The sequence below is a fragment of the Streptacidiphilus carbonis genome (assembly GCF_000787775.1).
Lineage (GTDB): Bacteria > Actinomycetota > Actinomycetes > Streptomycetales > Streptomycetaceae > Streptacidiphilus > Streptacidiphilus carbonis.
The window spans coordinates 71,629-96,416 of record NZ_BBPM01000027.1 but is presented as its reverse complement, the minus strand read 5'-3'; the positions used below and the strand labels follow the sequence as shown (position 1 = coordinate 96,416).

General features: G+C 72.4%; 26 protein-coding genes and 1 pseudogene. 15 read left to right on the top strand and 12 right to left on the bottom strand.

Going from position 1 to position 24,788, the window contains the following annotated elements; translation table 11 throughout:
• Nucleotides 1–433, top strand: a pseudogene (locus TR46_RS42480) (hypothetical protein); the annotation flags it as partial.
• Between the two features lie 60 nt (nucleotides 434–493).
• Here TR46_RS42480 and TR46_RS21685 read toward each other — a convergent pair.
• Nucleotides 494–1,360 (bottom strand): class I SAM-dependent methyltransferase, encoded by an 867-nt coding sequence (locus tag TR46_RS21685; RefSeq protein WP_042403856.1) that lies wholly within the window; start codon nucleotides 1,358–1,360, stop codon nucleotides 494–496.
• Nucleotides 1,361–1,409: 49 nt separating this feature from the next.
• Nucleotides 1,410–2,369 (bottom strand): ABC transporter substrate-binding protein, encoded by a 960-nt coding sequence (locus tag TR46_RS21680; RefSeq protein ID WP_042403854.1) that lies wholly within the window; start codon nucleotides 2,367–2,369, stop codon nucleotides 1,410–1,412.
• A 73-nt stretch (nucleotides 2,370–2,442) separates the two neighbouring features.
• On the opposite strand from TR46_RS21680, the gene TR46_RS21675 reads away from it, so the two are divergent.
• Nucleotides 2,443–3,060 (top strand): HAD family hydrolase, encoded by a 618-nt coding sequence (locus TR46_RS21675; protein ID WP_042403851.1) that lies wholly within the window; start codon nucleotides 2,443–2,445, stop codon nucleotides 3,058–3,060.
• Nucleotides 3,061–3,189: 129 nt separating this feature from the next.
• Here TR46_RS21675 and TR46_RS21670 read toward each other — a convergent pair whose 3' ends face one another.
• Nucleotides 3,190–3,426, bottom strand: coding sequence for a hypothetical protein (locus tag TR46_RS21670; protein WP_042403817.1), 237 nt, complete (start codon nucleotides 3,424–3,426; stop codon nucleotides 3,190–3,192).
• A 375-nt stretch (nucleotides 3,427–3,801) separates the two neighbouring features.
• Here TR46_RS21670 and TR46_RS45245 point away from each other — a divergent pair, with 375 nt between their 5' ends.
• Nucleotides 3,802–4,185, top strand: coding sequence for a cold-shock protein (locus TR46_RS45245; RefSeq protein WP_042403813.1), 384 nt, complete (start codon nucleotides 3,802–3,804; stop codon nucleotides 4,183–4,185).
• Between the two features lie 37 nt (nucleotides 4,186–4,222).
• Here TR46_RS45245 and TR46_RS21660 read toward each other — a convergent pair whose 3' ends face one another.
• The 4 genes from TR46_RS21660 to TR46_RS21645 all read right to left on the bottom strand — a co-directional run bounded on the left by TR46_RS21660 (nucleotide 4,223) and on the right by TR46_RS21645 (nucleotide 8,042).
• Entirely contained in the window at nucleotides 4,223–5,101 is an 879-nt protein-coding gene (locus TR46_RS21660) for a 1,4-dihydroxy-6-naphtoate synthase (protein ID WP_042403810.1), read from the bottom strand.
• 18 nt (nucleotides 5,102–5,119) lie between these two features.
• Nucleotides 5,120–5,863: a futalosine hydrolase gene (locus tag TR46_RS21655; RefSeq protein WP_042403807.1), complete on the bottom strand. Its 744-nt coding sequence runs from the start codon at nucleotides 5,861–5,863 to the stop codon at nucleotides 5,120–5,122.
• A 16-nt stretch (nucleotides 5,864–5,879) separates the two neighbouring features.
• Complete coding sequence (locus TR46_RS21650) at nucleotides 5,880–6,410, bottom strand: hypothetical protein (protein ID WP_042403804.1); 531 nt, start codon at nucleotides 6,408–6,410, stop codon at nucleotides 5,880–5,882.
• A gap of 63 nt (nucleotides 6,411–6,473) precedes the next feature.
• Nucleotides 6,474–8,042 (bottom strand): MFS transporter, encoded by a 1,569-nt coding sequence (locus TR46_RS21645; RefSeq protein WP_042403802.1) that lies wholly within the window; start codon nucleotides 8,040–8,042, stop codon nucleotides 6,474–6,476.
• Nucleotides 8,043–8,402: 360 nt separating this feature from the next.
• On the opposite strand from TR46_RS21645, the gene TR46_RS21640 reads away from it, so the two are divergent.
• A complete protein-coding gene (locus TR46_RS21640) occupies nucleotides 8,403–9,314 on the top strand; it encodes a DUF3027 domain-containing protein (RefSeq protein WP_042403800.1) in 912 nt (303 codons plus the stop codon).
• 7 nt (nucleotides 9,315–9,321) lie between these two features.
• Here the strand turns inward: TR46_RS21640 and TR46_RS21635 are convergent, their stop codons facing one another.
• Together TR46_RS21635 and TR46_RS21630 are read right to left on the bottom strand one after the other, a co-directional pair.
• Nucleotides 9,322–10,290, bottom strand: coding sequence for an isopenicillin N synthase family dioxygenase (locus TR46_RS21635; protein ID WP_042403798.1), 969 nt, complete (start codon nucleotides 10,288–10,290; stop codon nucleotides 9,322–9,324).
• 23 nt (nucleotides 10,291–10,313) lie between these two features.
• Nucleotides 10,314–10,757, bottom strand: a complete 444-nt coding sequence (locus TR46_RS21630) for a nucleoside deaminase (RefSeq protein WP_042403795.1) — start codon at nucleotides 10,755–10,757, stop codon at nucleotides 10,314–10,316.
• Between the two features lie 108 nt (nucleotides 10,758–10,865).
• Between TR46_RS21630 and TR46_RS21625 the strand changes: the two genes are divergently transcribed.
• Nucleotides 10,866–12,113, top strand: coding sequence for a PucR family transcriptional regulator (locus TR46_RS21625; protein ID WP_042403791.1), 1,248 nt, complete (start codon nucleotides 10,866–10,868; stop codon nucleotides 12,111–12,113).
• Between the two features lie 89 nt (nucleotides 12,114–12,202).
• Here the strand turns inward: TR46_RS21625 and TR46_RS21620 are convergent, their stop codons facing one another.
• Entirely contained in the window at nucleotides 12,203–13,639 is a 1,437-nt protein-coding gene (locus tag TR46_RS21620; RefSeq protein ID WP_063770646.1) for a purine-cytosine permease family protein, read from the bottom strand.
• A gap of 149 nt (nucleotides 13,640–13,788) precedes the next feature.
• Here TR46_RS21620 and TR46_RS21615 point away from each other — a divergent pair, with 149 nt between their 5' ends.
• Together TR46_RS21615 and mqnP are read left to right on the top strand one after the other, a co-directional pair.
• Nucleotides 13,789–15,246 (top strand): menaquinone biosynthesis decarboxylase, encoded by a 1,458-nt coding sequence (locus TR46_RS21615; protein WP_042403790.1) that lies wholly within the window; start codon nucleotides 13,789–13,791, stop codon nucleotides 15,244–15,246.
• On the top strand, nucleotides 15,243–16,154 hold the full coding sequence (mqnP, locus tag TR46_RS21610; protein ID WP_042403789.1) for a menaquinone biosynthesis prenyltransferase MqnP: 912 nt from the start codon (nucleotides 15,243–15,245) through the stop codon (nucleotides 16,152–16,154). Before TR46_RS21615 ends, mqnP begins: the two co-directional genes overlap by 4 nt.
• A gap of 43 nt (nucleotides 16,155–16,197) precedes the next feature.
• Here mqnP and TR46_RS21605 read toward each other — a convergent pair whose 3' ends face one another.
• A complete protein-coding gene (locus TR46_RS21605) occupies nucleotides 16,198–16,611 on the bottom strand; it encodes a winged helix-turn-helix transcriptional regulator (RefSeq protein WP_042403786.1) in 414 nt (137 codons plus the stop codon).
• Between the two features lie 103 nt (nucleotides 16,612–16,714).
• Between TR46_RS21605 and TR46_RS21600 the strand changes: the two genes are divergently transcribed.
• From TR46_RS21600 to TR46_RS21565, 8 genes are all read left to right on the top strand, one after another.
• A complete protein-coding gene (locus tag TR46_RS21600) occupies nucleotides 16,715–17,647 on the top strand; it encodes an NADP-dependent oxidoreductase (protein WP_042403785.1) in 933 nt (310 codons plus the stop codon).
• A 31-nt stretch (nucleotides 17,648–17,678) separates the two neighbouring features.
• Entirely contained in the window at nucleotides 17,679–18,395 is a 717-nt protein-coding gene (locus TR46_RS21595; RefSeq protein ID WP_084718811.1) for a UbiX family flavin prenyltransferase, read from the top strand.
• Between the two features lie 117 nt (nucleotides 18,396–18,512).
• Nucleotides 18,513–18,989: an Lrp/AsnC family transcriptional regulator gene (locus TR46_RS21590; protein WP_042403782.1), complete on the top strand. Its 477-nt coding sequence runs from the start codon at nucleotides 18,513–18,515 to the stop codon at nucleotides 18,987–18,989.
• Between the two features lie 7 nt (nucleotides 18,990–18,996).
• Nucleotides 18,997–19,971 carry a threonine ammonia-lyase gene (locus tag TR46_RS21585; protein ID WP_042403780.1) on the top strand — a complete coding sequence of 325 codons (975 nt, stop codon included), beginning with the start codon at nucleotides 18,997–18,999 and terminating at the stop codon, nucleotides 19,969–19,971.
• A 96-nt stretch (nucleotides 19,972–20,067) separates the two neighbouring features.
• Nucleotides 20,068–21,231, top strand: a complete 1,164-nt coding sequence (gene mqnE / locus TR46_RS21580) for an aminofutalosine synthase MqnE (protein ID WP_042403778.1) — start codon at nucleotides 20,068–20,070, stop codon at nucleotides 21,229–21,231.
• A gap of 23 nt (nucleotides 21,232–21,254) precedes the next feature.
• Nucleotides 21,255–21,779 carry a GNAT family N-acetyltransferase gene (locus TR46_RS21575; RefSeq protein ID WP_042403775.1) on the top strand — a complete coding sequence of 175 codons (525 nt, stop codon included), beginning with the start codon at nucleotides 21,255–21,257 and terminating at the stop codon, nucleotides 21,777–21,779.
• A gap of 88 nt (nucleotides 21,780–21,867) precedes the next feature.
• Nucleotides 21,868–22,206 carry a DUF4229 domain-containing protein gene (locus TR46_RS21570; protein WP_042403773.1) on the top strand — a complete coding sequence of 113 codons (339 nt, stop codon included), beginning with the start codon at nucleotides 21,868–21,870 and terminating at the stop codon, nucleotides 22,204–22,206.
• 4 nt (nucleotides 22,207–22,210) lie between these two features.
• Nucleotides 22,211–23,299: a LacI family DNA-binding transcriptional regulator gene (locus tag TR46_RS21565; protein WP_052432986.1), complete on the top strand. Its 1,089-nt coding sequence runs from the start codon at nucleotides 22,211–22,213 to the stop codon at nucleotides 23,297–23,299.
• A gap of 147 nt (nucleotides 23,300–23,446) precedes the next feature.
• Here the strand turns inward: TR46_RS21565 and serC are convergent, their stop codons facing one another.
• Nucleotides 23,447–24,565, bottom strand: a complete 1,119-nt coding sequence (gene serC / locus TR46_RS21560) for a phosphoserine transaminase (protein WP_042403770.1) — start codon at nucleotides 24,563–24,565, stop codon at nucleotides 23,447–23,449.
• Nucleotides 24,566–24,788: the final 223 nt, after the last annotated feature.

Here is a 24,788-nt window from a genome sequence, read left to right as displayed (position 1 = left end):
CCCCGGCTGGCTGCGCCGGGCCCTGGCGCCCCCGGCCCCGCCCCCGGCCGTCGAGCCCGTGGCCGAACCGGTGGCGCCGGTCCCGCGCGGGCCGCTGCCGCTGGTGGAGTCGCTGGCGGTGGTGGTGCTGGCCAGTGCCGCGGTGCTGGCGCTCTGGTACGTGGCCCTGCTCGGCTGGTTCATCGCCTACTCGGCGCGGCGGCTGGGGCGCGGCGCCGCCCAGTTCGCCGCGCTGTGGGTGCCGGTGCTGGTCGCCGCGGTCTGCGCGTTCTGGTTCTACGGGCACACCCACAACCGGCCGCCCGGGCAGCACTTGACGGATGCTCAGTTCAAGGCGGTGCTGCGGTCGACGGTGGCGGTGTGGCTGCGGGCGGCCGCGGCCTGCTCGGCGCTGTTCCTGGCCTGGCGGATCGCCCGGTGGCGCCGCCGCTGACGTCCTCTCAGCTGCGGATCCCAGCTGCGGATTCCAGCTGTGGATGCCAGCTGCGGGGTCTCAGCCCCGGGTGGCGGTGGTGTAGCGGACCGTCGTGCGGCGGGTCAGGCCGCCGTCCACCTCCAGCGAGGCCAGTTCGGCGAAGGCCGCCTTGCGGGCGTCCTCGCGCCGCTCGTCCGGGATCAGCTCCAGCAGGGCGGCCCGGCGCCCGCTGTTCCAGACCGAGGCCCACCACTCCTCCGGTCCGGTGTAGGTGGCGACGTCCTCCTCGTCGACCGTCTCGATCTGGTCGAAGCCGGCCTGCTCGAACAGGTCGGCGATCTGCTCGGGGGTGTCCAGCAGCGGGTTGCCGCCCTTGTTGGTGGACCACTCGCGGACCGACTGCTGCTGGTCGGCGAAGGCGAGCGCGGCGCGCACCGGGCGCTCCCAGGCCGGGTCGGCCGGGCCGAAGCTGGTCATCGCGAACCGGCCGCCGGGCACCAGCAGCCGGTGCGCCGAGCCCAGCACGGCGGCCGGGTCCGGGGTGATGAACAGCATCAGCCCGGCCAGCACCGCCTCGAACGAGCCGCTCGGAAAACCCGGGTCCTCGGCGTCGCCGACCCGCACCACGAGATTGCGGAGCCGTTGGGCGCCGATCTCGGCGGCGGTGGCGTGCACCATGCCGGGGGAGAGGTCGATTCCCACCGCGTAGCCGTCCGGCCCGACGGCCTCTGCGGCGGCGAACAGGACCGCGCCCCGGCCGCAGCCGAGGTCGAGCACCCTGTCCCCGGGGCGGAGCCGGGCCCGGCGCACCAGCCCGGCCCCCAGCCTGCGGACGAACGCACCTGAGTCCGGGGCGCCGTAGACCTCGGCGACCAGGTCGAATCCATGGGCGATGGCTGCCTTGCGCCTTGCTGACTGCTTGGCCTGCTCTGCTGTCGTCGGCATCCTGCCATGGTGGAACGGGGTGACCTGGGTCACAAGAGGCGTAACGCAATCAGCTTCTGAGGAACCGTTGGAGCTGCGCGAGCACCAAGTTGGCGCCGGTGTAGCCGATCCCCTGGAACCAGAGCCCGTCGTCCACGGCGAAGGCGCGGTGCGCGGCGACGGCGCCCAGCGCCCGCCAGGCCGCGCTGCCCACCACCGCCGCGGTGCCGGCCTTGCCGGTGTCCCCGTAGGTGGCGTAGAAGAGCGCGGTGCCGTCGAGGCCCGCGAGCTGGGCCGGGTCGCCGAGGGTGGTGTCGAACACCTGGCCCGACTGCGAGGAGGGCCGGCCCAGGTCGAGGTCGGCGAGGACGGTGCCCAGGAAGTTCTGCGTCGCATACAGCCGCGGGTCCTCGTCCTGGACGAAGCGCACCAGGCTGATCTGCTGCTTCTTGGCGGCGTCGGTGCCGCCCAGGGCCTCGATCACCTGGGAGACGTGCTGGGTGTAGCCGGTGCTGACCAGGGCGACCGAGGCCGACTGGTTCAGGGCGTCGGCGTGGACCGTGAAGTTCTGCCTCCAGGGGTAGCCGGTGGTGGCGGTGAGCACGGTCGGGGCGATCGCGGCCAGGCTCTCGTAGCGCGAGCCGTCCCTGGTCTGGTTGGAGAGGATCAGGTCGGGGTCGAGCCTGCCGATGGCGTCCAGGTCGGGGGCGCCGATGGTGCCGGTGGAGGCGATGCCCTGGAGCCGGGCGGCGCCCCAGTAGTCGGGCAGCGTGGCGTCGGCCGCTGCCCGGGAGGCACCGACCGGGGTGAAGCCCAGGGTGAGCACCGAGTCCAGCTCGGCGGTGTCCAGCACCACGACCCGCTTGGGGGCGGACGGGACCTCGACGGCGCCGGTGGCGGTCTGCACCGAGCGGGTGGCGCTGCCGGAGCCGTCCGTCGAGCCGCTGCCGCCGCTGCAGCCGGCCAGAGCGCCGGCCAGGACGGCGGTGCCCCCGGCGAGCAGGCTGCGGCGCGGAATCTGACGGGGCATGACGTCCTCCGGTGAGGTCATTTGTCACCTTTGAGAAGTATGTCCCCATGGCTCGCCCCTTAGGGTGATCAACATGACTGGACGCACCGCTCCCATCGTCGGCTTCGACCTCGACATGACCCTCATCGACTCCCGGCCCGGGATCAAGGCGGTCTACGACCTGCTCGCCGCGGAGACCGGCACCGCGATCGACAGCGACCTGGTGGTCACCCGGCTCGGCCCGCCGGTCGAGCAGGAGATCGCCAACTGGTTCCCGGCCGAGGCCGTCCAGGTCGTGTCCGACCTCTACCGCGCGCTCTACGCCGAGCACGGGGTCGCCGGGTGCGTGGCCCTGCCGGGTGCGCATGAGGCTCTCGCGGCGGTCAGCGCCAGCGGCGGGCGGACGCTGGTGGTCACCGGAAAGCACACGCCCAACGCCAAGCTGAACCTGGACGCGCTGGGGCTGGCCGTGGACGGGCTGTACGGCTCGGTCTTCGGCCCCGACAAGGGAACGGTGCTGCGGGAGGAGAGCGCGACCGTCTATGTCGGCGACCACCTGGCCGACATCCTCGGCGCGAGGGCGGCTGACGCCTTGGCGGTGGGGGTGGCCACCGGGCCCTACAGCGAGCGCGAACTCGCCGAGGCTGGCGCGGACGTGGTCCTGCCGGACCTCACACACTTTCCGGCGTGGCTGGATTCGTACGTTGCCTGAGTGCGGCACTTGCATGGTTGGCAGCGCAGTTCCCCGCGCCCCTGGCTGGTTGCAACCGAGCCAGTTGCAATTGGTCAGGGGCGCGGGGAACTGCGCGACAAACCATCTACGGTCCGCACGCAAAGTCCCCTAGGCGACGCTGCTGCTGCCCCGCTTCTGCGAACGCGCGGCGCGGAGCAGGCCGAAGAGGGCCACGGCGAAGCCGACCGGCATAACCATGCTGACGAAGTACGCGGCCGAGGGCAGCGGCGTCAGGCCCAGGAACAGCGGGGCCACAGTCACGACTGTGGCCACCGCGCCGACGATGAACAGGATCGCGCCGACCCGGACCAGGCCGTCGCCGGGGTGCTGAGTTTCAGTAGTCACCCCACCAGGGTATGCACGTCACGCACGGGGATTGCGCCGAGACTGTCCGGATGCGGCCCCGCAGGAGGATCGGGGGTGTGTCATGGCAACGGCGAAACCGTGGGAGAAACAGCCGACGAGACGCTGCCGCCGGACCTCGGATCCCGGCCTGCCGGCAGCGCCGGTCCAGGAATGGACTCGATCTGCACACGGCCGACCTGGAACAATGGCGCGGCACTGACTGCGATCCGCCGACAGCTCGGCACGGCTGCACCAGCCGGTGTCGGCACCACCCGCCACACCGCTTCCGCCCGCAGGCTCGGTCCTGCTACCAGCTTCTGCCGGTTACTCCCTGTACTTCCCTCAACCCATCTCACACCAGCGACGAGGTCTCCGATGCCCACGGGCAAGGTCAAGTGGTTCAACACCGAGAAGGGCTTCGGCTTTCTCTCCAGCGACGACGGCGGCGACGTCTTCGTGCACTCCAAGGCCCTGCCCAGCGGGGTCGAGGCGCTCAAGCCGGGGCAGCGGGTCGAGTTCGAGATCATCGCCGGCCACCGCGGTGATCAGGCCCAGAAGGTGACCGTGCTGGACGACCTGCCCTCGCTCGCGGCGCAGAACCGGCGCAAGCCCGACGACCTGGCGCCCATCGTCCAGGACCTCACCACGCTGCTGGAGCGGATCCTCCCCGGCCTGCAGCGCGGGCGCTACCCCGAGAAGCAGGCCGGACACCAGGTGGCGACCCTGCTGCGCGCGGTCGCCGACCAACTGGACGTCTGAGCGGTCCTGAGCGCTCCTGCGCAGTCCTGAACAGTCGTCAGCGGAGGCGCGTGGCCCCGGCGAAGGCCAGCGCCTCCGGTGCGACAGCGGGGACCAGGCCGGCCGCGGCGGCCCGGTCCAGCAGGCCGTGCACCGCGGCGTAGCCGGCCTCGCCGAGGTCGGCGGTGAACTCGTTGACGTAGAGCGCGATGTGCTGGTCGGCCACGGCCGGGTCCATCTCCTGGGAGTGCGCCAGCACGTACTCCCGGCTGGCCTCGGGCCTGGCCCAGGCGTACTCGACGCTGGCCCGGATCGCCGCGGCCAGCTCGGCGAGCTTCTCCGCGCCGAGCGAGCGGCGGGCGATGATCGCGCCCAGCGGGATCGGCAGCCCGGTCGCGGCCTCCCAGGCCTCGCCCATGTCGGCGAGTGAGCGCAGCCCGTACTGCTGGTAGGTGAACCGGGCCTCGTGGATCACCAGGCCGGCGTCCACCTTGCCGTCCCGCACCGCGGGCATGATCTCGTGGAACGGCAGCACCACGATCTCGCCCAGGCCGCCGGGGACCGCCTCGGCCGCCCACAGCCGGAACAGCAGGTACGCGGTGGAGCGCTCGCTGGGGACGGCGACGGTCTTCCCGGCCAGGTCGGCGGGGTTGCCCGACGCCTCGGGGCCGGTCAGCACCAGCGGGCCGCAGCCGCGGCCCAGCGCGCCGCCGCAGGGCAGCAGGGTGTACTCGTCCAGCACCCAGGGCAGGGCGGCGAAGGAGATCTTCAGCAGGTCCAGCTCGCCGCGCTCCGCAAGGCCGTTGGTGATGTCGATGTCGGCGAAGGTCACCTCGGGCGCGAACGGCGCCGGGACCAGGCCGTGGGCCAGGGCGTGGAAGACGAAGGTGTCATTGGGGCAGGGCGAGTACGCGGTGGAGAGGGTCGCGGCGGTCATGCTTCCGACCCTAACCCCTCACTCCCCGGGCCCGGTGAGCCGGTTGTAGGGCAGCAGTGCGAAGGCCCGTTCCAGGGCCGCGAAGGCCTCGCCGATCCGCCAGGCGGCGCGGTCGCGGGGGCCGACGGCGTTGGAGACCGTGCGCAGCTCCAGCACCGGGACCCCGTGCGCGGCGGCGGCCTCGGCGACGCCGAAGCCCTCCATCGCCTCGGCGACGGCGCCGGGGTGGCGGCCCGTCAGCTCGGCGGCGCGGGCGGCGCTGCCGGTCACCGTGGAGACGGTGAGCACAGGGCCGACGGCGGTCGGCAGTCCGGCGGCGCGCAGCGCGGCGGCGACCGGTCCGGAGTGCGCGGTCTCGTGCCGGACCCGGCCGAAGCCCAGCTCGGTGACGCTGAGGAATCCGTCCGGGGTCTCCGCGCCCAGGTCGGCGGCGACGATCACGTCGGCGACCACCGCGCAGCCCAGCGGCGCGAGCGGGGCGAAGCCCCCGGCGATACCGGCCGAGACCACCAGCGCGTAACCGGCTGACGCGGAGTCGGCTGACGCGGCGCCGGCCGGCGCCAGCGCGGTGGCGGTGCCGGCCGCCGCGGCGGCCGGGCCGACCCCGGCCGCCAGTACGTCCACCGGGCCGCAGCGGGTCAGGCCGCCCGGGCCCGGCACCTCCGCGGCGTGCGGGAGCGCGGCGCGGACACCACGCAGCACCGCCGCCGCCTCGGGGGCGACGGCGGTGACGACGAGCAGACGGGACGGCGGGACGCTCATCGGGACGGTCGTCCGGTCAGCTCTTGACCGCGATCTCGAACAGCCACTCGCCGTAGACCGGGGCGTTGGTCGCGCCGGTGCCCGCGACCACCAGCACCGGGGCGGTGGTGGGGGTGGTGCCGGTGGTCGAGTCGGCGACCATCAGCGAGGAGACCGTCAGCGGACCCGCGTACTGCTTCTTGGTCGGCGAGACCGGGGCGCTGCTGCTGCTGCGCGCGAACCACTGCTTCCCGGCGACGTCCTTGCCGACGTCGATGCCGAAGGTGACGTTGGCGTTGTTGACCTGGAGGGTGGGGATGTCGCCCTTGGTCAGCTGCGCGGTGATCGCGGCGGCGCAGGTCTTCTGCTGCGCCGTGGTCAGCGCGTCGCCGCCGTTGTAGCAGGAGTCGGCCGGCGGGGCGATCTGCTTCCAGGTCGAGCCCGAGACCACCGAGACGCTGGGCACGGGCTTGCCCTTGCTGTGGGCGTGCTGGACGGAGAAACCGACCGTGCCGACGCCCACGACGGCGACGGCTCCGAGGGCGAGGACAGCGCGGTTGATGCTCATGGTGCTGAGGCTACCGTCCGTCCGCTGCCGCGCCACGTCGGGGGCTGCCGATCTTCCCCGGCCTTAGGCCAGGTGGGGCCGGGGGACCCGGCCGGGGAGCCGGATCAGGCCGCGCAGGGTGAAGGCCAGTGACAGCAGCAGGATTCCGGCGGCGGTGCCCATGCCGACCTGGCCGACCAGCGGCAGCACGATCCCGAGGCCGCCGCCGATCACCCAGGTGAGCTGCATCAATGTCTCGGAGCGGGCGAAGGCGGAGGTCCTGACCCGCTCCGGGACGTCGCGCTGGATCAGCGCGTCCAGGGCCACCTTGCCCAGCGACTGGGTGATTCCGGCGGTGCCGGCCAGCAGGGTCACCGTCAGCATCCCGTACGCCAGGGTGGCGGCCAGCGCGGCCGCGGCCGCGCAGGCGAGCGTCAGCGTGACGAGGATCTCAGGCGCCCGGGCGCGCAGCCAGGAGCCGAGCGCCGTCCCCAGTGCGTTGCCGATGCCGAGCGCCCCGGCGGCGATGCCCAGGGCCTCGGTTGCGTTCAGGCCCGCCAGCGGGTGCTCCCGGAGCAGGAAGGCCAGGAAGAAGGTGAGGAAGCCGGAGAGCCCGCGCAAGGTGCCCTCGGCGCACAGCGCGAGCACCACGGCGGGGCCGACGGTGCGCAGTCCGACCTTCGGCGGCCCGGTGGCCGGGGCGGAACCGGCGGCGGGGGAGGCGCCCGCGGGCGCCTCCTTGCGCAGCGACACCGGCTCGGGCCCCCGGTCGGCTTCGCGTTCGGCCGCGGTGGCCTCGGCCGCGGTCGGCGCGTGCAGCAGCGCCCGGGCCTCGCCCTTGGCCAGGTCCACCTGGTGCGGCAGCCCGAACGCCAGGAACGCGCCGACCAGGTACACCACGAAGGCGCCGCGCAGCGGCCAGGTCGGGCCGATCAGGTGCAGTCCGCCGCCGATCGCGCCGGCCACGCCGGTGGCCAGCAGCCCGGCCAGGGTGACCCGCGAGTTGGCCTTCACCAGGGTCACCCGCTCCGGCACCAGCCGGGGCACCACCACGCTGCGGACCACCCCGTACGCCTTGGACGCGACCAGTACGCCCAGCGCCTCCGGGTAGACGGTCAGCCCGCCGCCCGCGATGGAGCTGGTCATCATCCACGCGATGGCGGCCCGGACCAGCATCGACAGCGCCATCGCACTGCGCCGCCCGCTGGGCAGCCGGTCCAGCAGCGGGCCGATCACCGGGGCCAGCAGCACGAACGGGGCCATGGTGATCAGCAGGTAGAGCGCGACCCGGCCGCGGGCCTCGCCGGTCGGCACCGAGAAGAAGATGGTGGAGGCCAGCGCGACGGTGATCATCATGTCGCCGGCCGAGTTCACCGCGTGCAGCTCGATCAGCTTGGCCAGCCCGGACTCGCCCGCGCCCTCCGCCGAGGTGGCCTTGCGGATCCGCCGCCCGGTGCCGTGGACGGCGTGGCCGACCCCGCGGGCGGTGGCGGAGGCCCCCCGGTGCAGCGTGCCTGCCAGGCCCCGGGCGCCGCCGGGCCGACCAGACGGGTTCGACCCCGTCGCCGTCGTCTGCCGTTGGCTCGGCCCGGACGGGGAGGGGCTGTCGATGCCGGGGGGAGTGGAAGCTCCCGCAGGCGCGTCGTCGGCCACGTCGCCATCCTGCCCGACCGATGGGCTGTCATGCTGGCTTTCTGCTATGAGCCGATCAGTGTGGCGGGGCCACACGTGGCAAGGGACTGTCCCCTTCGGCCGCGCGACCGGTACCGTGCACCCAGTGGCACTCCGCCGTATCCGGTGGGGACGTCGCGCCAATACCTTTCGTACCGCCCAGCAGTACCGCGTGGCCGTCCTGCGGCGGCCCGGCTGTCCGCTCCCCCGAGCGCGGCCGGACCGGTCCGCGGAGTCGCGCAGAATGGGACGTCTGTCGACGCCCGCGGCAGGCGCCCCGCGCCATGCCGCCGGAGACGGTGGCGTACCGGAGACAGTCTTTGGGAGAGAATCGATCCTGTGATGAGTGCTGCGACGACGCGAAGCCGTACCCCCGACCGGCTCTGTGCGGAAGCTGTGGACTTCGCCCGGGCCGCCGCCGTGGAGGCGGCCGGCGAGGCCGCTGTCGGCGAGCACCTGGGCGTGGAGGCCGACGGCGAGCGGGTCGTCACGCACTACTTCGCGACCAATGAGTGGGCCTACCGGGGCTGGCGCTGGGCCGTCACGGTCACCCGCGCCTCCCGCAGCAAGCAGGTCACCCTTGACGAAACGGTGCTCCTTCCGGGCGCCGAGGCGCTGATCGCGCCGCAGTGGGTGCCCTGGAGCGAGCGGCTGCGCCCGGGCGACATGGGCCCCGGCGACCTGCTGCCGACCGACGAGGACGACCTGCGGCTGGAGCCCGGCTGGTCCGGCGAGGACGAGCCCGCCCCCAACTCGGCGCTGGCCGACGCGGCCGCGGCGGAGGCGGCGGTCGCCGCCGACATCGGCGCCGACGTGGAGCTGGCCGCGCCGACCGAGCGCGGCTCCATCGCCTCGGTCGCCCTGGAGCTGGGGCTCGGCCGGGCACGGGTGCTCTCCCGGCTGGGACTGCACCTGGCCGCCGACCGCTGGGAGAAGGACTACGGCGCGCACACGCCGATGGCCCAGGCCGCCCCGGCGAACTGCAACTCCTGCGGCTTCCTGATCCCGGTCGCGGGCACGCTCAGCCAGACCTTCGGGATCTGCGGCAATGAGTTCGGCCCGGCCGACGGCCATGTGGTGGCCCTGGACTACGGCTGCGGGGGCCACTCGGAGGCGGCCGTGATGCCCACCCCTCCGCAGCCCCCGCCGCCGGTGCTGGACGAGTTCAGCATGGAGAGCTTCCCGCTGCACCCGGACCCCCACGGCGGCTCGGTCGCCGAGGAGGACCCGGCCGAGGAGCTCGGTCACAGCTGACGGCCGGTCAGCCGACGGTGATGGCTTCCAACTTGGCCCTGAGGTAGGCGGAGGAGTCAACCGGCTCGTACGCCACCGGACCTCCTACGGGGGCGACCGCGGTGTGCGGGTCGCACTCGTAGAAGTAGACCAGCGACATCAGGTCCTCCTCGGGCGCCTCCGGCGACGGCGGCAGCACCCGGTGGCGGCCGGACTTCCAGCGGTCGCCGGTCCAGCGCGCCATCAGGTCGCCGATGTTGACCGTCAGCGCGTCCGGGTCGTACGGCGCGTCCTCCCAGCCGACCCCGCCGTCGGCGGGGTCGATGTAGACCTGCAGCCCTCCCCTGCCCTGCTGCCGGTCCAGCAGGGTGACCGTGCCGAAGTCGGTGTGTGGGCCGATCCGGAACTGGCCCGGCTGCGGCTCGCCGACCACCCCCGTGCCCGGGTACCAGTTGATGTTCAGGGTGTAGGTCGGATGCGCGGTGTGGTCGGTGAAGAAGGTCGTCGGCTGCCCCAGGGCCGCGCCCAGCAGCCGCAGCACCTCGTCGGCGACGGAGCGCATGGTCGCCAGGTACTCCTCGACGGTCTTCCGCAGCGCTGGGGCCTCGGCCTCCGGCCAGCGGTTCGGCTGGAACCAGAAGGCGTCGATCCCGGCGTCGCCGGACGGCCGGTCGGCGCCCACAGTCCAGGACTCCTTGAGATCGGGCGGGGTCTCGGTGCCCTCGGAGTAGCCGTTGGCCTCGGCGCCCTTCGCCAGCCAGCCCCGGCCGCCGACGGTCACCCCGTACCGCTGCTTGACCGCCGTCGGCAGCGCGAAGAACGCCCGCGCGGCCTCGCGGACGCCCTCCCGCTGCTCGCGGCTCACGCCGTGCCCGGTGATCAGCAGGAACCCGGCCTGGCTGAGTGCGGCGTCCACCGCGGCGGCGGTACGGGCCCTGGCGTCGGGACCGCCCGACAGCCAGGGCGCGAGGTCGATCACGGGGATACGGGGAGACATGGGGTACCTGCTCTCTTCGCTCGTCACTCGCCGATGTCCTCGAACCACAGCTCCGGCCTGGCCTCGATGAAGTCGCGCATCATCGCCGTGCACTCGGGGTCGTCCAGCAGCACCACCTGCACGCCGTGCTCGGCCAGCCAGTCGTGGCCGCCGTGGAAGGTGGTGGCCTCGCCGATGACGACCCGGCCGATGCCGAACTGGCGGACCAGGCCGGAGCAGTACCAGCACGGCGAGAGCGTGGTCACCATCGTGGTGCGGCCGTAGCCGCGCAGCCGGCCGGCGTCGCGGAAGGCGGCGGTCTCCGCGTGCATCGACGGGTCGCCGTCCTGCACCCGGCGGTTGCGGCCGCGGCCCAGCAGTTCGCCGTCCGGGCCGAACAGCGCGGCGCCGATCGGGATGCCGCCCTCGGCCAGACCTGCCCTGGCCTCCTCGACGGCGACCGCCAGCAGATGTGAGGTGTCTGTCATGGGTCCACTTTCCCGTCCCGGAAACACCGGGGCAACGTGCGGAAAGTACGCTCCAGCCCACCTTGCCGCCGACACCGTGTCCTCCCCTCCCCGCCCTCAGGAGTCGCCTTGGCCGCACTCACGCTCCGCGAGATCCTCTCCTTCGACGTCCTCGGCGATGCCGCGCCCGAGATCCTCTGCGGCGGCAAGGGCCTGGACCGGCCGGTGCGCTGGGTGCACTCCAGCGAGATCTACGAGATCGGCCCGCTGCTGTCCGGCGGCGAGCTGCTGCTCACCACCGGCCTCGGCCTGGCCGGGGCGGACGCCGGCGCCCGCCGCCACTACGTCCGCGAGCTCGCCGAGCGCGGGGTCGCCGGGATCGCCGTCGAACTGGGCCGCACCCTCACGGAGATGCCGTACGAGCTGGTGGACGAGAGCCGCCGACGCGGCCTGCCGCTGGTCGCCCTGCGCGCGGTGGTGCCCTTCATCCGCATCGCGGAGGCCGCCAACACGGCCATCGTCACCCAGTCCCTGACGGACCGTCGGCTGCCCGCCCACGACCGGGACGGGCGGGTGGCCGCGCTGCTGGTCGAGCTGGCCGAGGGGACGGCGTTGAGCCAGGCGGACGTGGTGGCCAGGGCCCGGGCGCTGGACTTCGCGGTGGACCGGACGCACCGGCTGGTCGGCGCGGCGGCGACGGGCGCCGGGGCGGGCGCGGTGCTGGACCGCGCGGCCGAGTTGCTGGGCGGACGCCTGCTGCGGGCGGCGGTGCCCGGGGGGACGGTGGCGGCGCTGCTCACCGTCCCGGTGCGGGTGTCCGGCTCCGGCGACGCGGTACGGCTGGCGCAGAGCGCTCTCGTGGCGGCGGGGGAGGTCCCCGAGGGGGCCGGGGTGACGGTGGCGCTGGGGCCGGCCGCCCCGGGGGAGGCGGCGTGGAGCCGCTGGGGCGAGTCGTTGCGCGAGGCGCGCACTGCACTGGCGCTGGCGCTGAGCGTTCCGGCGCCGGAGCCGGGCTGCTGCGAGGGGGCGCTGGTGACGTCGTCCAGGGCGCTCGCGCTGGAGCGCCAACTGGTCGGCGACGGGCTCACCCCCGCATCGCGGGACCGGCTGGCCCAGTTGGTCAGCCGGGCGCTGGGGCCGCTGCTGGAGTGGGAGGCGGCGCACCCCAGCGACCTGGTCCGCACCCTGGAGGTGCACCTGCGGAACGGGTGCAGCCCCACCAGGACGGCGGGGCTGCTGCATGTGGGGCGGCAGTCGCTCTATCAGCGGGTGGAGCGGATCGAGTCGTTGCTGGGGCTCGCTGTGGGGGATGCCGACGTGCACGCTGAGCTGCTGCTGGCGTGTTGTGCGCATCGGGTTCTGCGGGGTGGTGAGTAGCAGTGCAGGTCGTGCATGGTTGGCAGCGCAGTTCCTCGCGCCCCTGTGGGGGCGCGAGGAACTGCGCGGACAGGATCCGCGGCTGACGGTCAGGTACCCGCGGGCTCCGGTGCTGAGGCCTTCGTGAGTGCCACGGCTCCGCTCACCGGCCCCAGCCCGGGTACCAGCCGGAGAAGGAGGTACAGGACCGCCGCGATGACGAACCCCCCGGCGAACGCGATGTCGCCGATCCCGGGCACGTGCTTGGGGATGACGCCGGTGTAGTCCGACTGGTTGGAGAACAGCCAGACGCCGAGCCCGGTGCCCGCCGCCATCGCGATCGGTGCCGCCCAGCAGCTGAAGGCCTTGTCGCCGAGCGTCGCGGCGACGGTCTCGTCGGACTGTCCGCGCCGCAGCATCCGGTCGGTGAAGACGACGGCCAGCCAGGGACCGATCCAGTAGGTGATCACCAGCAGGAAGTTCTCGTACTTCGAGCCCGAGTCGTGCAGCCCGGACCAGGCGACCAGGGTGCCGGCCACGCCGAAGACCAGGGCGACCGTCGCCCGCCGCACCGCCGCCGGGAGCCTGATCCCCATCGCGACGAAGGACAGCGAGCCCGAGTAGATGTTGAGCGCGTTGGCGGCGATCCCGCCGACCGCGATGGCGAGCAGGGTGAGGTCCGCCAGCCAGGTCGGCAGGGCGTGGGTGAACGCCGCCGTCGGGGACAGGTTCGCGGGTGCGGCGATCGTCGCGGACGCCGCGCCGACGGTCTCCAGCAGGACGCAGGAGAGGAAGACGCCCAGCGCCGGCCACAGGCCGACCGCCCACCTGGGGGAGGACTTCGGCAGGTAGCGGGTGTAGTCCGAGCCGTACGGCGTCCACCCCGCGGCGTAGCCGAAGGTCGCGCCCGCGGTCAGCAGGAAGGCGCCGGGGAAGGCGTGCGCGCCGGTCGCCGCGGAGACGTCCGACTTGCTGAGGATGACCCCGGCGGCGATCAGGAAGACGACGGTCAGCAGCGGGAAGGTGTACTTCTCGGCGCTCTGGATGAAGTTGTGGCCGAAGTAGGCGATGCCGACCTGCAGCACCACCACGATGAACAGGCACAGCAGTGCGGGCCAGCCGAGCAGCGTGTTCAACGCGTACGCCGCGCTCACGCTGTTGACGGCGAACCAGCCGATGCCCGCGGTCAGCGCGTTCAGCCCGGCCGGCAGGGCATTGCCCCAGTAGCCGAAGGCGCTGCGTCCGGCCACCATCTGCGGCACGCCGTGGCGGGGGCCGCTGAGGCCGAGGAAGCCGTGGGCGACGGCGCCGAGGCCGGTGCCGAGCACGATCGCCAGCACGGCCTGCCAGAAGCCGAGACCGAAGACGCCGACGGCCAGGACGCCGACGAAGACGGTGGCGAACTCCATGTTGGGGGAGGTCCAGGTCCAGAACAGTCCGAGCGGCCGGCCGTGTCTGGCGGCCTCGGTCACTGGCTCTGCACCGGTGGGTTCGACGGCGAGTACGTGGTCGCCGTACTCGGATATCTCTGTGGGGGCGGCGGTCATAGGGTCAGTGTCGGGGTGCGCCGGAGACCCGTAAACGGTCGGAACGACGGGTCCACGCGGGGGTACTGCGTACGTTCTGTACGCACCCGGTGCGGTGCTCCGGCGATGTCCGTGCGAGGCAGCCTAGCCGGTGGCGGATACTGGCACGTATGGCATACGACGATCTTCGGTCCTTTCTCCGGGCGCTGGAACGGGAGGGCGACCTCAAGCGGATCAAGGTGGAGGTCGACCCGTACCTGGAGGTCGGGGAGATCGTCGACCGGGTGCAGAAGGCCAAGGGCCCCGCGCTGCTGTTCGAGAACGTCAAGGGCGCCGCGATGCCGCTGGCGATGAACGTCTTCGGGACCGAGCGGCGGCTGGCCAAGGCGCTCGGGCTGAAGTCGGCCGAGGACGTCTCGGAGAAGATCGCCGGCCTGCTGAAGCCGGAGCTGCCGCACGGGTTCACCGGGGTCCGGGACGCCTTCGGCAAGCTGGCCGGGATGGCGCACGTGCCGCCAAAGAAGGTGAAGCAGGGCGACGCGCCGGTGCAGCAGGTGGTGCTGACCGGGGACCAGGTGGACCTGGACGCGCTGCCCGCGCTGTTCACCTGGCCCGGCGACGGCGGCTCCTTCTTCAACCTGGGGCTCACCCACACCAAGGACCCGGACAGCGGCATCCGCAATCTGGGTCTTTATCGGCTGCAGCGCCACGACCGCCGCACCATCGGCATGCACTGGCAGATCCACAAGGACAGCCGCAACCACGCCGCGGTCGCCGCCCGGCGCGGGGAGCGGCTGCCGGTCGCCATCGCCTTCGGCTGCCCGCCCGCGGTGACCTACGCGGCGACCGCGCCGCTGCCCGGCGACATCGACGAGTACCTGTTCGCGGGCTTCGTGGCCGGCGAGCGGGTGCGGATGGTGGACTGCCGGACCGTGCCGCTGCAGGTGCCGGCCGACGCCGAGGTGGTGCTGGAGGGCTGGCTGGAGCCGGGGGTGGATTTGCCGGAGGGGCCGTTCGGCGACCACACCGGCTTCTACACCCCGCAGGAGCCGTTCCCGGCGCTCACCGTCGACTGTGTGACGATGCGTTCGCGGCCGCTGCTGCAGTCGATCGTGGTCGGCCGGCCGCCGACGGAGGACGGCCCGCTGGGCAAGTTCACCGAGCGCTTCTTCCTTCCGCTGCTGAAGATCATCGTCCCGGACATCGTGGACTACGACCTGCCCGAGGCCGGCGGCTTCCACAACTGCGTGATCGTCTCCATCGACAAGAAGTACCCCAAGCACGCCCAGAAGGTGATGCACGCCATCTGGGGCGCGCACATGATGTCGCTCACCAAGCTGATCGTGGTGGTGGACGCGGACTGCGACGTCCACGACTACCAGGAGGTGGCCTGGCGGGCACTGGGCAATGTCGACTACAGCCGCGACCTGAGCGTGGTCGAGGGGCCGGTGGACCATCTGGACCACGCCTCGTACCAGCAGTTCTGGGGCGGCAAGGCCGGCATCGACGCCACCCGTAAGCTCCCCGAGGAGGGGTACACCAGGGACGGGGGCTGGCCCGAGATGGTCGAGTCCGACCCTGAAACGGCCGCGACGGTCTCCCGTCGCTGGAAGGAGTACGGACTGTGAGCGCGACTGCTGCCGCCGCCACCACCGTCCCCGCACCGGGGAAGACCAAAGCGTTCCTGCGCCTGGTGATGATCGAGCACTCGGTCTTCGCTCTGCCGTTCGCCTATACCGCCGCGCTGACGGCGATGTTCCTCGACAACAGCCATGTCCACTGGCTGCAGCTGCTGCTGGTGACCCTCGCCATGGTCGGCCTGCGCACCTTCGCGATGGCCGCCAACCGGATCATCGACCGCGAGATCGACGCCCGCAATCCGCGTACCGCCGGGCGCGAACTGGTCACCGGCGCGGTGTCGGTGCGCACCGCGTACGCCGGCTCGGCCGTCGCGCTGATGGTCTTCCTGGCCGCCGCCGCGCTGCTCAACCCGCTCTGCCTGGCGCTGGCGCCGGTCGCGGTGATCCCGATGGTGGTCTACCCGTACGGCAAGCGGTTCACCGACTTCCCGCACGCCATCCTGGGCCTGGCCCAGGCGATGGGCCCGATCGGCGCCTGGCTGGCGGTGACCGGGACCTGGTCCTGGGACGCGCTGGTGCTGGGGCTGGCCGTGGGCGTGTGGATCGGCGGCTTCGACCTGATCTTCGGCTGCCAGGACGTCGCCGCCGACCGCGCCGACGGCGTGCGCTCCGTCCCCGCGCGCTTCGGCGTGGACGCCGCGCTGTACGGCGCGCGCGGGGCGCATGTGGTCACCGTGCTGCTGCTCGGCTGGTACGCGGTGCTCAGCGACGCCGGCTGGGCCTTCTGGATGGGCCTGATCGTGGTCTGCTGCGCCTTCATCTACGAGCACTCCATCGTCAAGCCCGGCGACCTGTCCCGGCTCAACCGGGCCTTCTTCCAGGTCAACGGTTTCGTCGGGATCTCCCTCTTCGCCTTCGCACTGCTGGACCTGGTGCTGCGCGGCCTGGGCGTCTGACCCGCCCCCGGGCCGGGACCGGCCCTCACGTCGGGACCGGCGCTCAGGCGGTGACCGGCTCGACCTCCTGGGCCGCGCGCTCGTCGTAGGCGGCGCGCGCGTCCAGGACGGTGTCGATGTGGTGCTCGGACCACTCCTTGACGGCGGCCAGCAGACCGGACACGCTGCGGCCCAACTCGGTGCTGCCGTACTCGACCCGGGGCGGGATGGTCGGGTAGACGGTCCGGGTGACCAGCCCGTCGCGCTCCAGGCTGCGCAGGGTCTGGGTGAGCATCTTCTGCGTGATGCCGTCGAGCTTGCGCCGCAGCACGCCGAAGCGCAGCGGACCGTCGGCGAGGGCGCCCATGACCAGCATGGTCCACTTGTTCGCCAGCACGTCCAGGATCTGTCGGGAGGGGCAGGCGGCGAGGTACGCGTCGGCGCCGCCGAAGAATCGCAGGTCCGAAGTGGTTCCCATGAGGTACCTATATACCTTTCAAGTGCCTTCTGTTCAACGGGTACTGAGGATCGCAGGATTGGTCCGTCAGCTTCCACCCCTTCCTGCGAACGAGGTAGTACCGATGCGTGCGATCACTCAGAAGTCCTTCGGCGGCCCCGAGGTCCTGGAGCTCACCGACCTGCCCCGGCCGGTGGCCGGACCGACCGAGGTCCTGGTCAGGGTGGCGGCGGCCGGTGTCAACCCGGTCGAGCTGTTCATCCGGTCCGGGGCCTTCCCGCTGATCGGCCAGGCTCCGTTCACTCTCGGCTGGGACGTCTCGGGCGTGGTCGAGGAGGTCGACCCCGGGGTCAGCCGGTTCCAGGTCGGCGACGAGGTGTACGGGATGCCGTACTTCCCCCGGGCGGCCAACGGCTACGCCGAGTACGTCGCCGCGCCGTCCCGGCAGTTGGTGCGCAAGCCGGCCGGGCTGAGCCACGCGGAGGCTGCCGCGCTGCCGCTGGCCGGACTGACGGCCTGGCAGATGCTGGTGGATACGGCGGACGTGGGCGAGGGACAGCGGGTGCTGGTGCACGGTGCGGGCGGCGGGGTGGGCCACCTTGCCGTGCAGATCGCCAAGGCTCGCGGGGCGCATGTGATCGCCACCGCGAGCGCCGGCAAGCACGGGTTCCTGCGCGGGCTCGGCGCCGACGAGGTCGTCGACTACCGCGCGGCCGACTTCACCGGGACGGTGGACCCGGTGGACATCGTGATCGATACGGTCGGCGGGGACACCCCCTTCCGCTCGCTGACCGTGCTGCGGCCCGGCGGGATCCTGGTGACCGCCGTCGACAAGGGCAACGAGGAGCTGGCGAAGGCCGCCGCGGCGGTGGACGTGCGCTTCGCCGGGATCTCGGTCGAGCCGGACGTGGTGGGGCTGGAGGCGCTCAACGCGCTGGTCGAGGCGGGGCGGCTGCGCCCCTTCGTCGAGCAGGCCTTCGAGCTGGCCGACGCGGCCAAGGCGCACGAGGTGGTGGCCGGGGGCCACGTCCAGGGCAAGGTGGTGCTGACGGTCTGAACCGGGGCGCGCCGGTAGGGTCGGTCAGGTGGTGGAGCAACCGGCGGGACAAGAGGTACAGCGGTCGGAAGAGCAGCGGGTGCCGTGGGTGGTCGGGGTCTCCGGGGCCTCCGGGACGGCGTACGCGGCGGCGGTGCTGCGCGGGCTGCTGGCCGCCGGGGAGGCCGTGGACCTGGTGGTGAGCCGGGCGGCCCGGCTGACGCTGCTGGACGAGACCGGGATCCCGTTCCGCGACGGGCACTGGCGCGAGGACCTGCGGGAGTGGCTGGAGCAGCCGGTCGACTCGGCGAAGCCACAGGTCGGGAGCCTGGACGGGGTGCGCTACTGGTCGGCCGGGGATCTGGCCGCCGGTCCGTCCAGCGGCTCCTACCCGGCCAGGGGGATGCTGGTGGTGCCCTGCAGCACTGCCTCCGTCGCCGGGATCGCGCTGGGGCTGTCGAAGGACCTGCTGCAGCGCGCCGCGAGCGTCACCCTCAAGGAGCGGCGGCGGCTGGTGGTGTGCGTCCGGGAGACGCCGCTGAGCGGCCAGACGCTGCGTCAACTGGTGGCGCTGGACGACGCCGGAGCGGTGGTGCTGCCGGCCTCGCCCGGCTTCTACGCCGGCGCCCGGAGCGCCCAGCAGTTGGTGGACTTCGTCGCCGGCCGGGTGCTGGACGCGGCCGGAGTGCCGCACGACCTCTACCGGCGCTGGGCCGGCCAGCTGGGAACGGCCGGACGGGAACGGCCGGACGGGACGACGCCTGAGTGAGGCAGCTCACTCTCCCGGGGTATTGTCGTTGGGATGTCAGGGTCGACGGCCCGGGAGTCTTGGATTCCGGATAAAGTCGGCTGGTTGCCCAACGATCGGAAGGCGCGGGATTCCAGCATGGACGCGGTGGACAGACAGCTCATCCAGGCGCTGCGCGAGAACGGCCGGGCGTCCTACGCGGAGCTGGGACGGCTGGTCGGGCTCTCCGGCCCGAGTGTCACCGACCGCATCAACCGCCTGGAGCAGGCGGGCATCATCACCGGCTACCGCGCGACGGTGAACCCGGCCTCGCTGGGGCTGGGCGTCACCGCGCTGATCGGTCTTCAGTTGTCGGACGCCGCAGACCACGAGGACGTGGCGCACCGGCTGCGGGACCTGGCCGAGATCGAGGACTGCTGGTTCATCGCGGGCGACGACTCGTACATGCTCAAGGTGCGGATGCCCGACGTGGACGGCCTGGAGTCGATCGTGAAGCGGCTCTCCGGGACCAAGGGTGTGGCCCGGACCAGGACCACCGTGGTGCTGTCCACCAAGTGGGAGAACCGGGCCACCGAACTGCCCGACACCGATGCGTTGACCGACCGGAGGGCGTGACCCGCAGATGGCCGTGGTGACCCTGGACGACATCCGCGACGCGCAGAAGCGCATCGCCGGTGTGGCGGTGCGCACTCCGCTGATGCCCTGCCCCTGGGCGCAGACGGACACGCACACGCTGCACCTCAAGCCGGAGAGCCTGCAGCCGACCGGCGCCTTCAAGATCCGCGGCGCCTACAACCGGCTGGCCGCGCTGACCGCGGCGGAGCGGGCCCGCGGCGTGGTGGCCCAGTCCAGCGGCAACCACGCGCAGGCGGTGGCCTACGCGGCCCGGGCGCTGGGGATCAAGGCCGTGATCGTGATGCCGGACACCTCACCGGCGGTGAAGGTCGAGAACACCCGGTCGTTCGGCGCCGAGGTGATCCTGGTGCACATGAGCGAGCGCGACACCACCCCGGCCGACCTGGTCGCCGAGCACGGCCATGTGTGGGTGCCGCCTTACGACGACCCGTGGATCATCGCCGGGCAGGGGACGGTCGGGCTGGAGCTGGCCGAGGACGCCACCGCGCTGGACCTGGACCTGCGCACGGTGCTGGTGCCGGTCAGCGGCGGCGGGCTGATCAGCGGGACCGCGGCGGCGCTGAAGCTGACCATGCCGGGAGTGCGGATCATCGGCGTCGAGCCGGAACTGGCGGGGGACGCGGCCGAGAGCTTCCGCACCGGCGAGCGCAAGGTGTGGCCGTTCGAGGACACCCACCGCACCGTCGCCGACGGGCTGCGCACCAACTCGCTGGGGCTGCTGCCCTGGGAGCACGTCCAGGCCTACGTGGACGACATCGTCACGGTGAGCGAGGACGAGATCCGAGCGGCGGTGGCGGTGCTGGCCAGGCGCGGGCGGCTGGTCGCCGAGCCCTCGGGCGCGGTCGCCACGGCGGCGTACCTGCACCACGCGGACCGGCTGCCGCGGGGGCGGAGTGTCGCCGCGGTGGTCAGCGGGGGGAATGTGGAGCCGTCCTTGCTCGCCGAGTTGCTGGCGGTGTGAGCGCACCCTCTCCAAAGGGAGCGGGGGCGGGCTGCGGGCGGGGGTAGGCTCAACCGAGTCGTTTAGTGGTGCGGGTAGGAGAGGGCTGAGGGCCGGATGGACGCAGGACTGAAGCGGGAGCTCGAGGCGAAGGTCTACGCCGGGGAGCGGCTGTCCCGTGAGGACGGCATCGCCCTGTACGAGACCGACGACCTGGCCTGGCTGGGCGGACTCGCCCACCATGTGCGGACGCAGAAGAACGGCGACGTCGTCCACTTCAACGTCAACCGCCACCTCAACATGACCAATGTCTGCACCGCCTCCTGCGCCTACTGCTCGTTCCAGCGCAAGCCGGGCGAGAAGGACGCGTACACCATGCGCATCGAGGAGGCCGTGCGGCTGGCCAAGGCGATGGAGAACGACCAGCTCACCGAGCTGCACATCGTCAACGGCCTGCACCCCACCCTGCCCTGGCGCTACTACCCGCGCTCGCTGCGCGAGTTGAAGGCGGCGCTGCCGGACGTGGCGCTGAAGTGCTTCACCGCCACCGAGATCCACCACTTCGAGAAGATCTCCGGCCTGTCCGCCAGTGAGATCCTGGACGAGCTGATCGACGCCGGCCTGGAGTCGCTGACCGGCGGCGGCGCCGAGATCTTCGACTGGGAGGTGCGGCAGCACATCGTCGACCACGACACCCACTGGGAGGACTGGTCGCGGATCCACCGCCTTGCCCACTCCAAGGGCCTGAAGACGCCGTGCACCATGCTCTACGGCCACATCGAGGAGCCCAAGCACCGGGTCGACCATGTGCTGCGGCTGCGTGAGCTGCAGGACGAGACCGGCGGCTTCCAGGTCTTCATCCCGCTGCGCTACCAGCACGACTTCCACGACTCCAAGGACGGCGTGGTCCGCAACCGGCTGCAGGCCATGACGACCATGGCCACCGGCGCCGACATGATCAAGACCTTCGCGGTCTCCCGGCTGCTCTTCGACAACGTGCCGCACGTCAAGGTGTTCTGGGTGATGCACGGCCTGGACGGCGCGCAGCTGATGCTCAACCACGGCGCGGACGACATGGACGGCTCGGTCGTCGAGTACAAGATCACCCATGACGCGGACGGCTTCGGCACGCCCAACAAGCTCAGCCGCGAGAACCTGCTCGACCTGATCCGCGACGCCGGCTTCCGCCCGGTGGAGCGCAACACCCGCTACGAGATCATCCGCGAGTACGACGGCCCGGTGGCGGACCGCCGGGAGACCCCGCAGACGATGCGTTTCTAGGACCACCAGGACTCCTCCGCACCATGGCACTGCTCTTCACCCTCGACCCCGAGCCCACCGCGCGGCTCCTGGCCGAGATCACCGGCCTCTGGACCGACGTCAGCAACGCGGGCGGAGCCGTCGGCTTCGTCGCGCCGGTCACCGTCGAGCGGGTCCGTCCCACCGCCGAACGGCAGTTCGCGGGCGTCCAGGACGGCCCGGACCGGCTGCTGGTGGCCCGCGCGGCGGACACCGGCGAGCTGGTCGGCTGCCTGTTCTTCGAGGACCAGCGCTTCGAGCTGATGACCCATTGGATGCTGCTGAAGCGGGTGATGGTGCACCCCCGCTTCCAGGGCTCCGGGTACGGCGCGGAGCTGCTGGCCGAGGCCGAGCGGATAGCCAGGGGCTGGGGGCTGTCCGGGCTGAAGCTGACCCTCCGCGGCGGCCGCGGGCTGGAGGGCTTCTACGGCCGCAGCGGCTACAAGGAGGTGGGCCGGGTGCCCGGGGCGATCCGGGTGGCGCCGGGCGAGGAGTACGACGACGTACTGATGTGGCTCGACCTCCGGTGAGCCGCGAGGGGGGCGTTGAAGATCCGCCCCGGCCGCGTGCTGTACTGGACAGGTCGTCCGAATCGCTCGGAAGAGAGAGCCCAGCGCCGTGAGCAGCAAGACACACGCCACCCTCCGCTACACCTCCATGCGGTTCAGCATCTTCGGCGCCGTCTTCGTCGTCGTGCTGGTGCTGGCCCACTTCAAGCTCATGCCGGTGATGGCCGGGGCCCCCGGTGTGCTGCTGCTGGTCATCATCGCCCTGCTGGTGTCCGGGCTGCTCAGCTATGTGCTGCTGAGCCGTCAGCGGGACGAGATGTCCGCGCAGATCACCGAGGGCATCGAGGGCCGCAGGCAGCGCGGCGCCGGGATGAAGCAGCGGATCGCCGCCCAGACCGCCGCCGAGGACGCCCTGGACGACGCCCTCCGCGCGGACGCCCAGAACTAGGGCGTTGTCCGACCCCTCCGCCGCAGACCCCGCCGCAGAAGCGGGTGCCGGGCTGCCGCACCGTCCGACCGGGCGCGATGTGGCGCGCCTGGCCGGGGTCTCACAGGCGACGGTGTCCCTGGTCTTCTCCTCCGGCGAGGCCGCCCGCGCCCGGGTCTCCGCGGCCACCCGGGACCGGGTCAGGGCCGCCGCCGCGGAGCTCGGCTACCAGCCGCAGGCCGCCGGACGACAGCTGCGGCTGGGCCGCACCGGACTGGTCCACCTCGCGGTGCCCAATATGCTCGGCCCCTTCTTCGCCCGGGTACTGGACGGCGCGCAGGGCGCGGCGACCGCGCACGGCCTGGCCGTGGTGGTCAGCTCGGGCTGGGACAGCGACACCCTGGCCCGCGCCTGCGGCACCGGCCAGTTCGACGGTCTGCTGCTGTGCTCGCCGGACGACAGCCAGCTGGGCGAGCTGCCCGCCTCGCTGCCGGTGGTGTTCCTGGACGCCGACCCGGCCGGGGTGGCCGACTCGCCGCTGCGCCGGGCGCTGGAGCTGGACGTCGCCGGGGGCATGGCCGCCGCGGTGCGGCATCTGCGTGAGCTCGGACACAGCAGGATCGGGCATCTGCGCTCGACCGACTCCGCGTACACCTTCCGCTCCCGGCAGGCCGGGTTCGAGCGGGCGGCGCGGGGCGCCGAGGTGGTGGAGGCCGGGGTCTCCATCAACGGCGGCCTGGAGGCGGGGCGGGCCGCCGCCCGCACCCTGCTCGGCCGGGCCGACCGTCCGCAGGCCCTGGTCTGCGACGACGACGTGGTCGCGGCCGCCGCCTACCATGTGGCCGCCGAGCTGGGACTGCGGATCCCTGACGACCTGTCGGTGGTCGGCATCGACAACATCCTGGCCGCGCAGCTGCTGTCGCCAGGGCTCACCACGGTGGACCTGCCGGGGGAGCGGCTGGGCAGCGCCGGCCTCGACCTGCTGGCCGAGCTGATCAACGGCGGCCGGCCGCCGGGGCCCGCACCGCTGGAGACCGCGCTGCTGCTGCGGGGCTCGACGAAGGGCGCGCCGGGGCGGCGGGTACGCTCTGAGGGTGGACCCGAGGACTCGTAGCAGGATCGTGAGCGGCGCGCTGGTGCTGCTGCTGTTGGCCGTGGTGATCGGCGCCATCGCCCGCTGAGACGGGCGGGCGGCGAAGAGGAAGGGCCGTCCCGCTCGGCGGGACGGCCCTTCCTCTCGTTTGCTCATTGGCTCATGCGCTCAGAGCTTGTCGATCACGTAGTCGATGCAGACGGTCAGCGCCTCGACGTCGGCCGGGTCGATCGCCGGGAACATCGCCACCCGCAGCTGGTTGCGGCCCAGCTTGCGGTACGGCTCGGTGTCCACGATGCCGTTGGCGCGCAGCGCCTTGGCGATGGCGGCGGCGTCGATCGAGTCGTCGAAGTCGATGGTGCCGATGACCTGCGAGCGCTCGGCCGGCTCGGCGACGAACGGGTTGGCGTAGGAGGACTTCTCGGCCCAGGTGTAGAGGCGCGAGGAGGAGTCCGCGGTGCGGGCCACCGACCAGTCCAGGCCGCCGTTGCCGTTCAGCCACTGCAACTGCTCGTTCAGCAGGAACAGGGTGGACAGCGCGGGGGTGTTGTAGGTCTGGTCCTTCGACGAGTTGTCGATCGCCGTCGGCAGGTCGAAGAAGGGCGGGATGTAGCGGCCGGAGGCGGCGATCTCGGCGGCGCGGTCCAGCGCGGCCGGGGAGAACAGGCCGATCCACAGGCCGCCGTCGGAGGCGAAGCACTTCTGCGGGGCGAAGTAGTAGACGTCCGTCTCGGTGACGTCGACGGGCAGGCCGCCGGCGCCGGAAGTGGCGTCCACCAGGACCAGCGAGCCCTCGTCCGCGCCGGCCACCCGCTTGATCGGCATGGCGACACCGGTGGAGGTCTCGTTGTGCGTCAGCGCGTAGACGTCCACGCCGGCCTCGGCGACCGGGACCGGGTGGGTGCCCGGCTCGGTCTTCACCACGGACGGGTCGGCGAGCCAGGGGGCCGCCTTGGTGGAGGCGGCGAACTTCGAGGAGAACTCGCCGAAGCTCAGGTGCTGGGACTTCTCGCGCACCAGGCCGAAGGCGGCGATGTCCCAGAAGGCGGTGGAGCCGCCGTTGCCGAGCACCACCTGGTAGCCCTCGGGGAGCTGGAAGAGGCTGCTGACGCCCTCGCGCACCGAACGGACCAGGTTCTTCACCGGGGCCTGGCGGTGGGAGGTGCCCAGCAGCGAACTACCGGTCGCGGCGAGGGCGTTCAGCGCCTCGGGGCGAACCTTGGACGGACCTGCGCCGAAACGGCCGTCAGCGGGCCTGATGTCAGCGGGGATCTGGATCTCAGCCACAGCCCGCAGCCTACCGGCTGCGTCGCCCCGTCCAAGGGCAGGTCCGCCACATGAGACACCATCGAGCGAATGGTGCACCACAGTGCGTGGCTTGTCGCGCAGTTCCCCGCGCCCCTAGCAATTGCAACTGAGTCAGTTGCACAACCAGGGGCGCGGGGAACTGCGCGAGCGACCAGCTACGGCGGGAAGGTCCCGGCACTGCGGAACCAACCGCCCCGAGGGG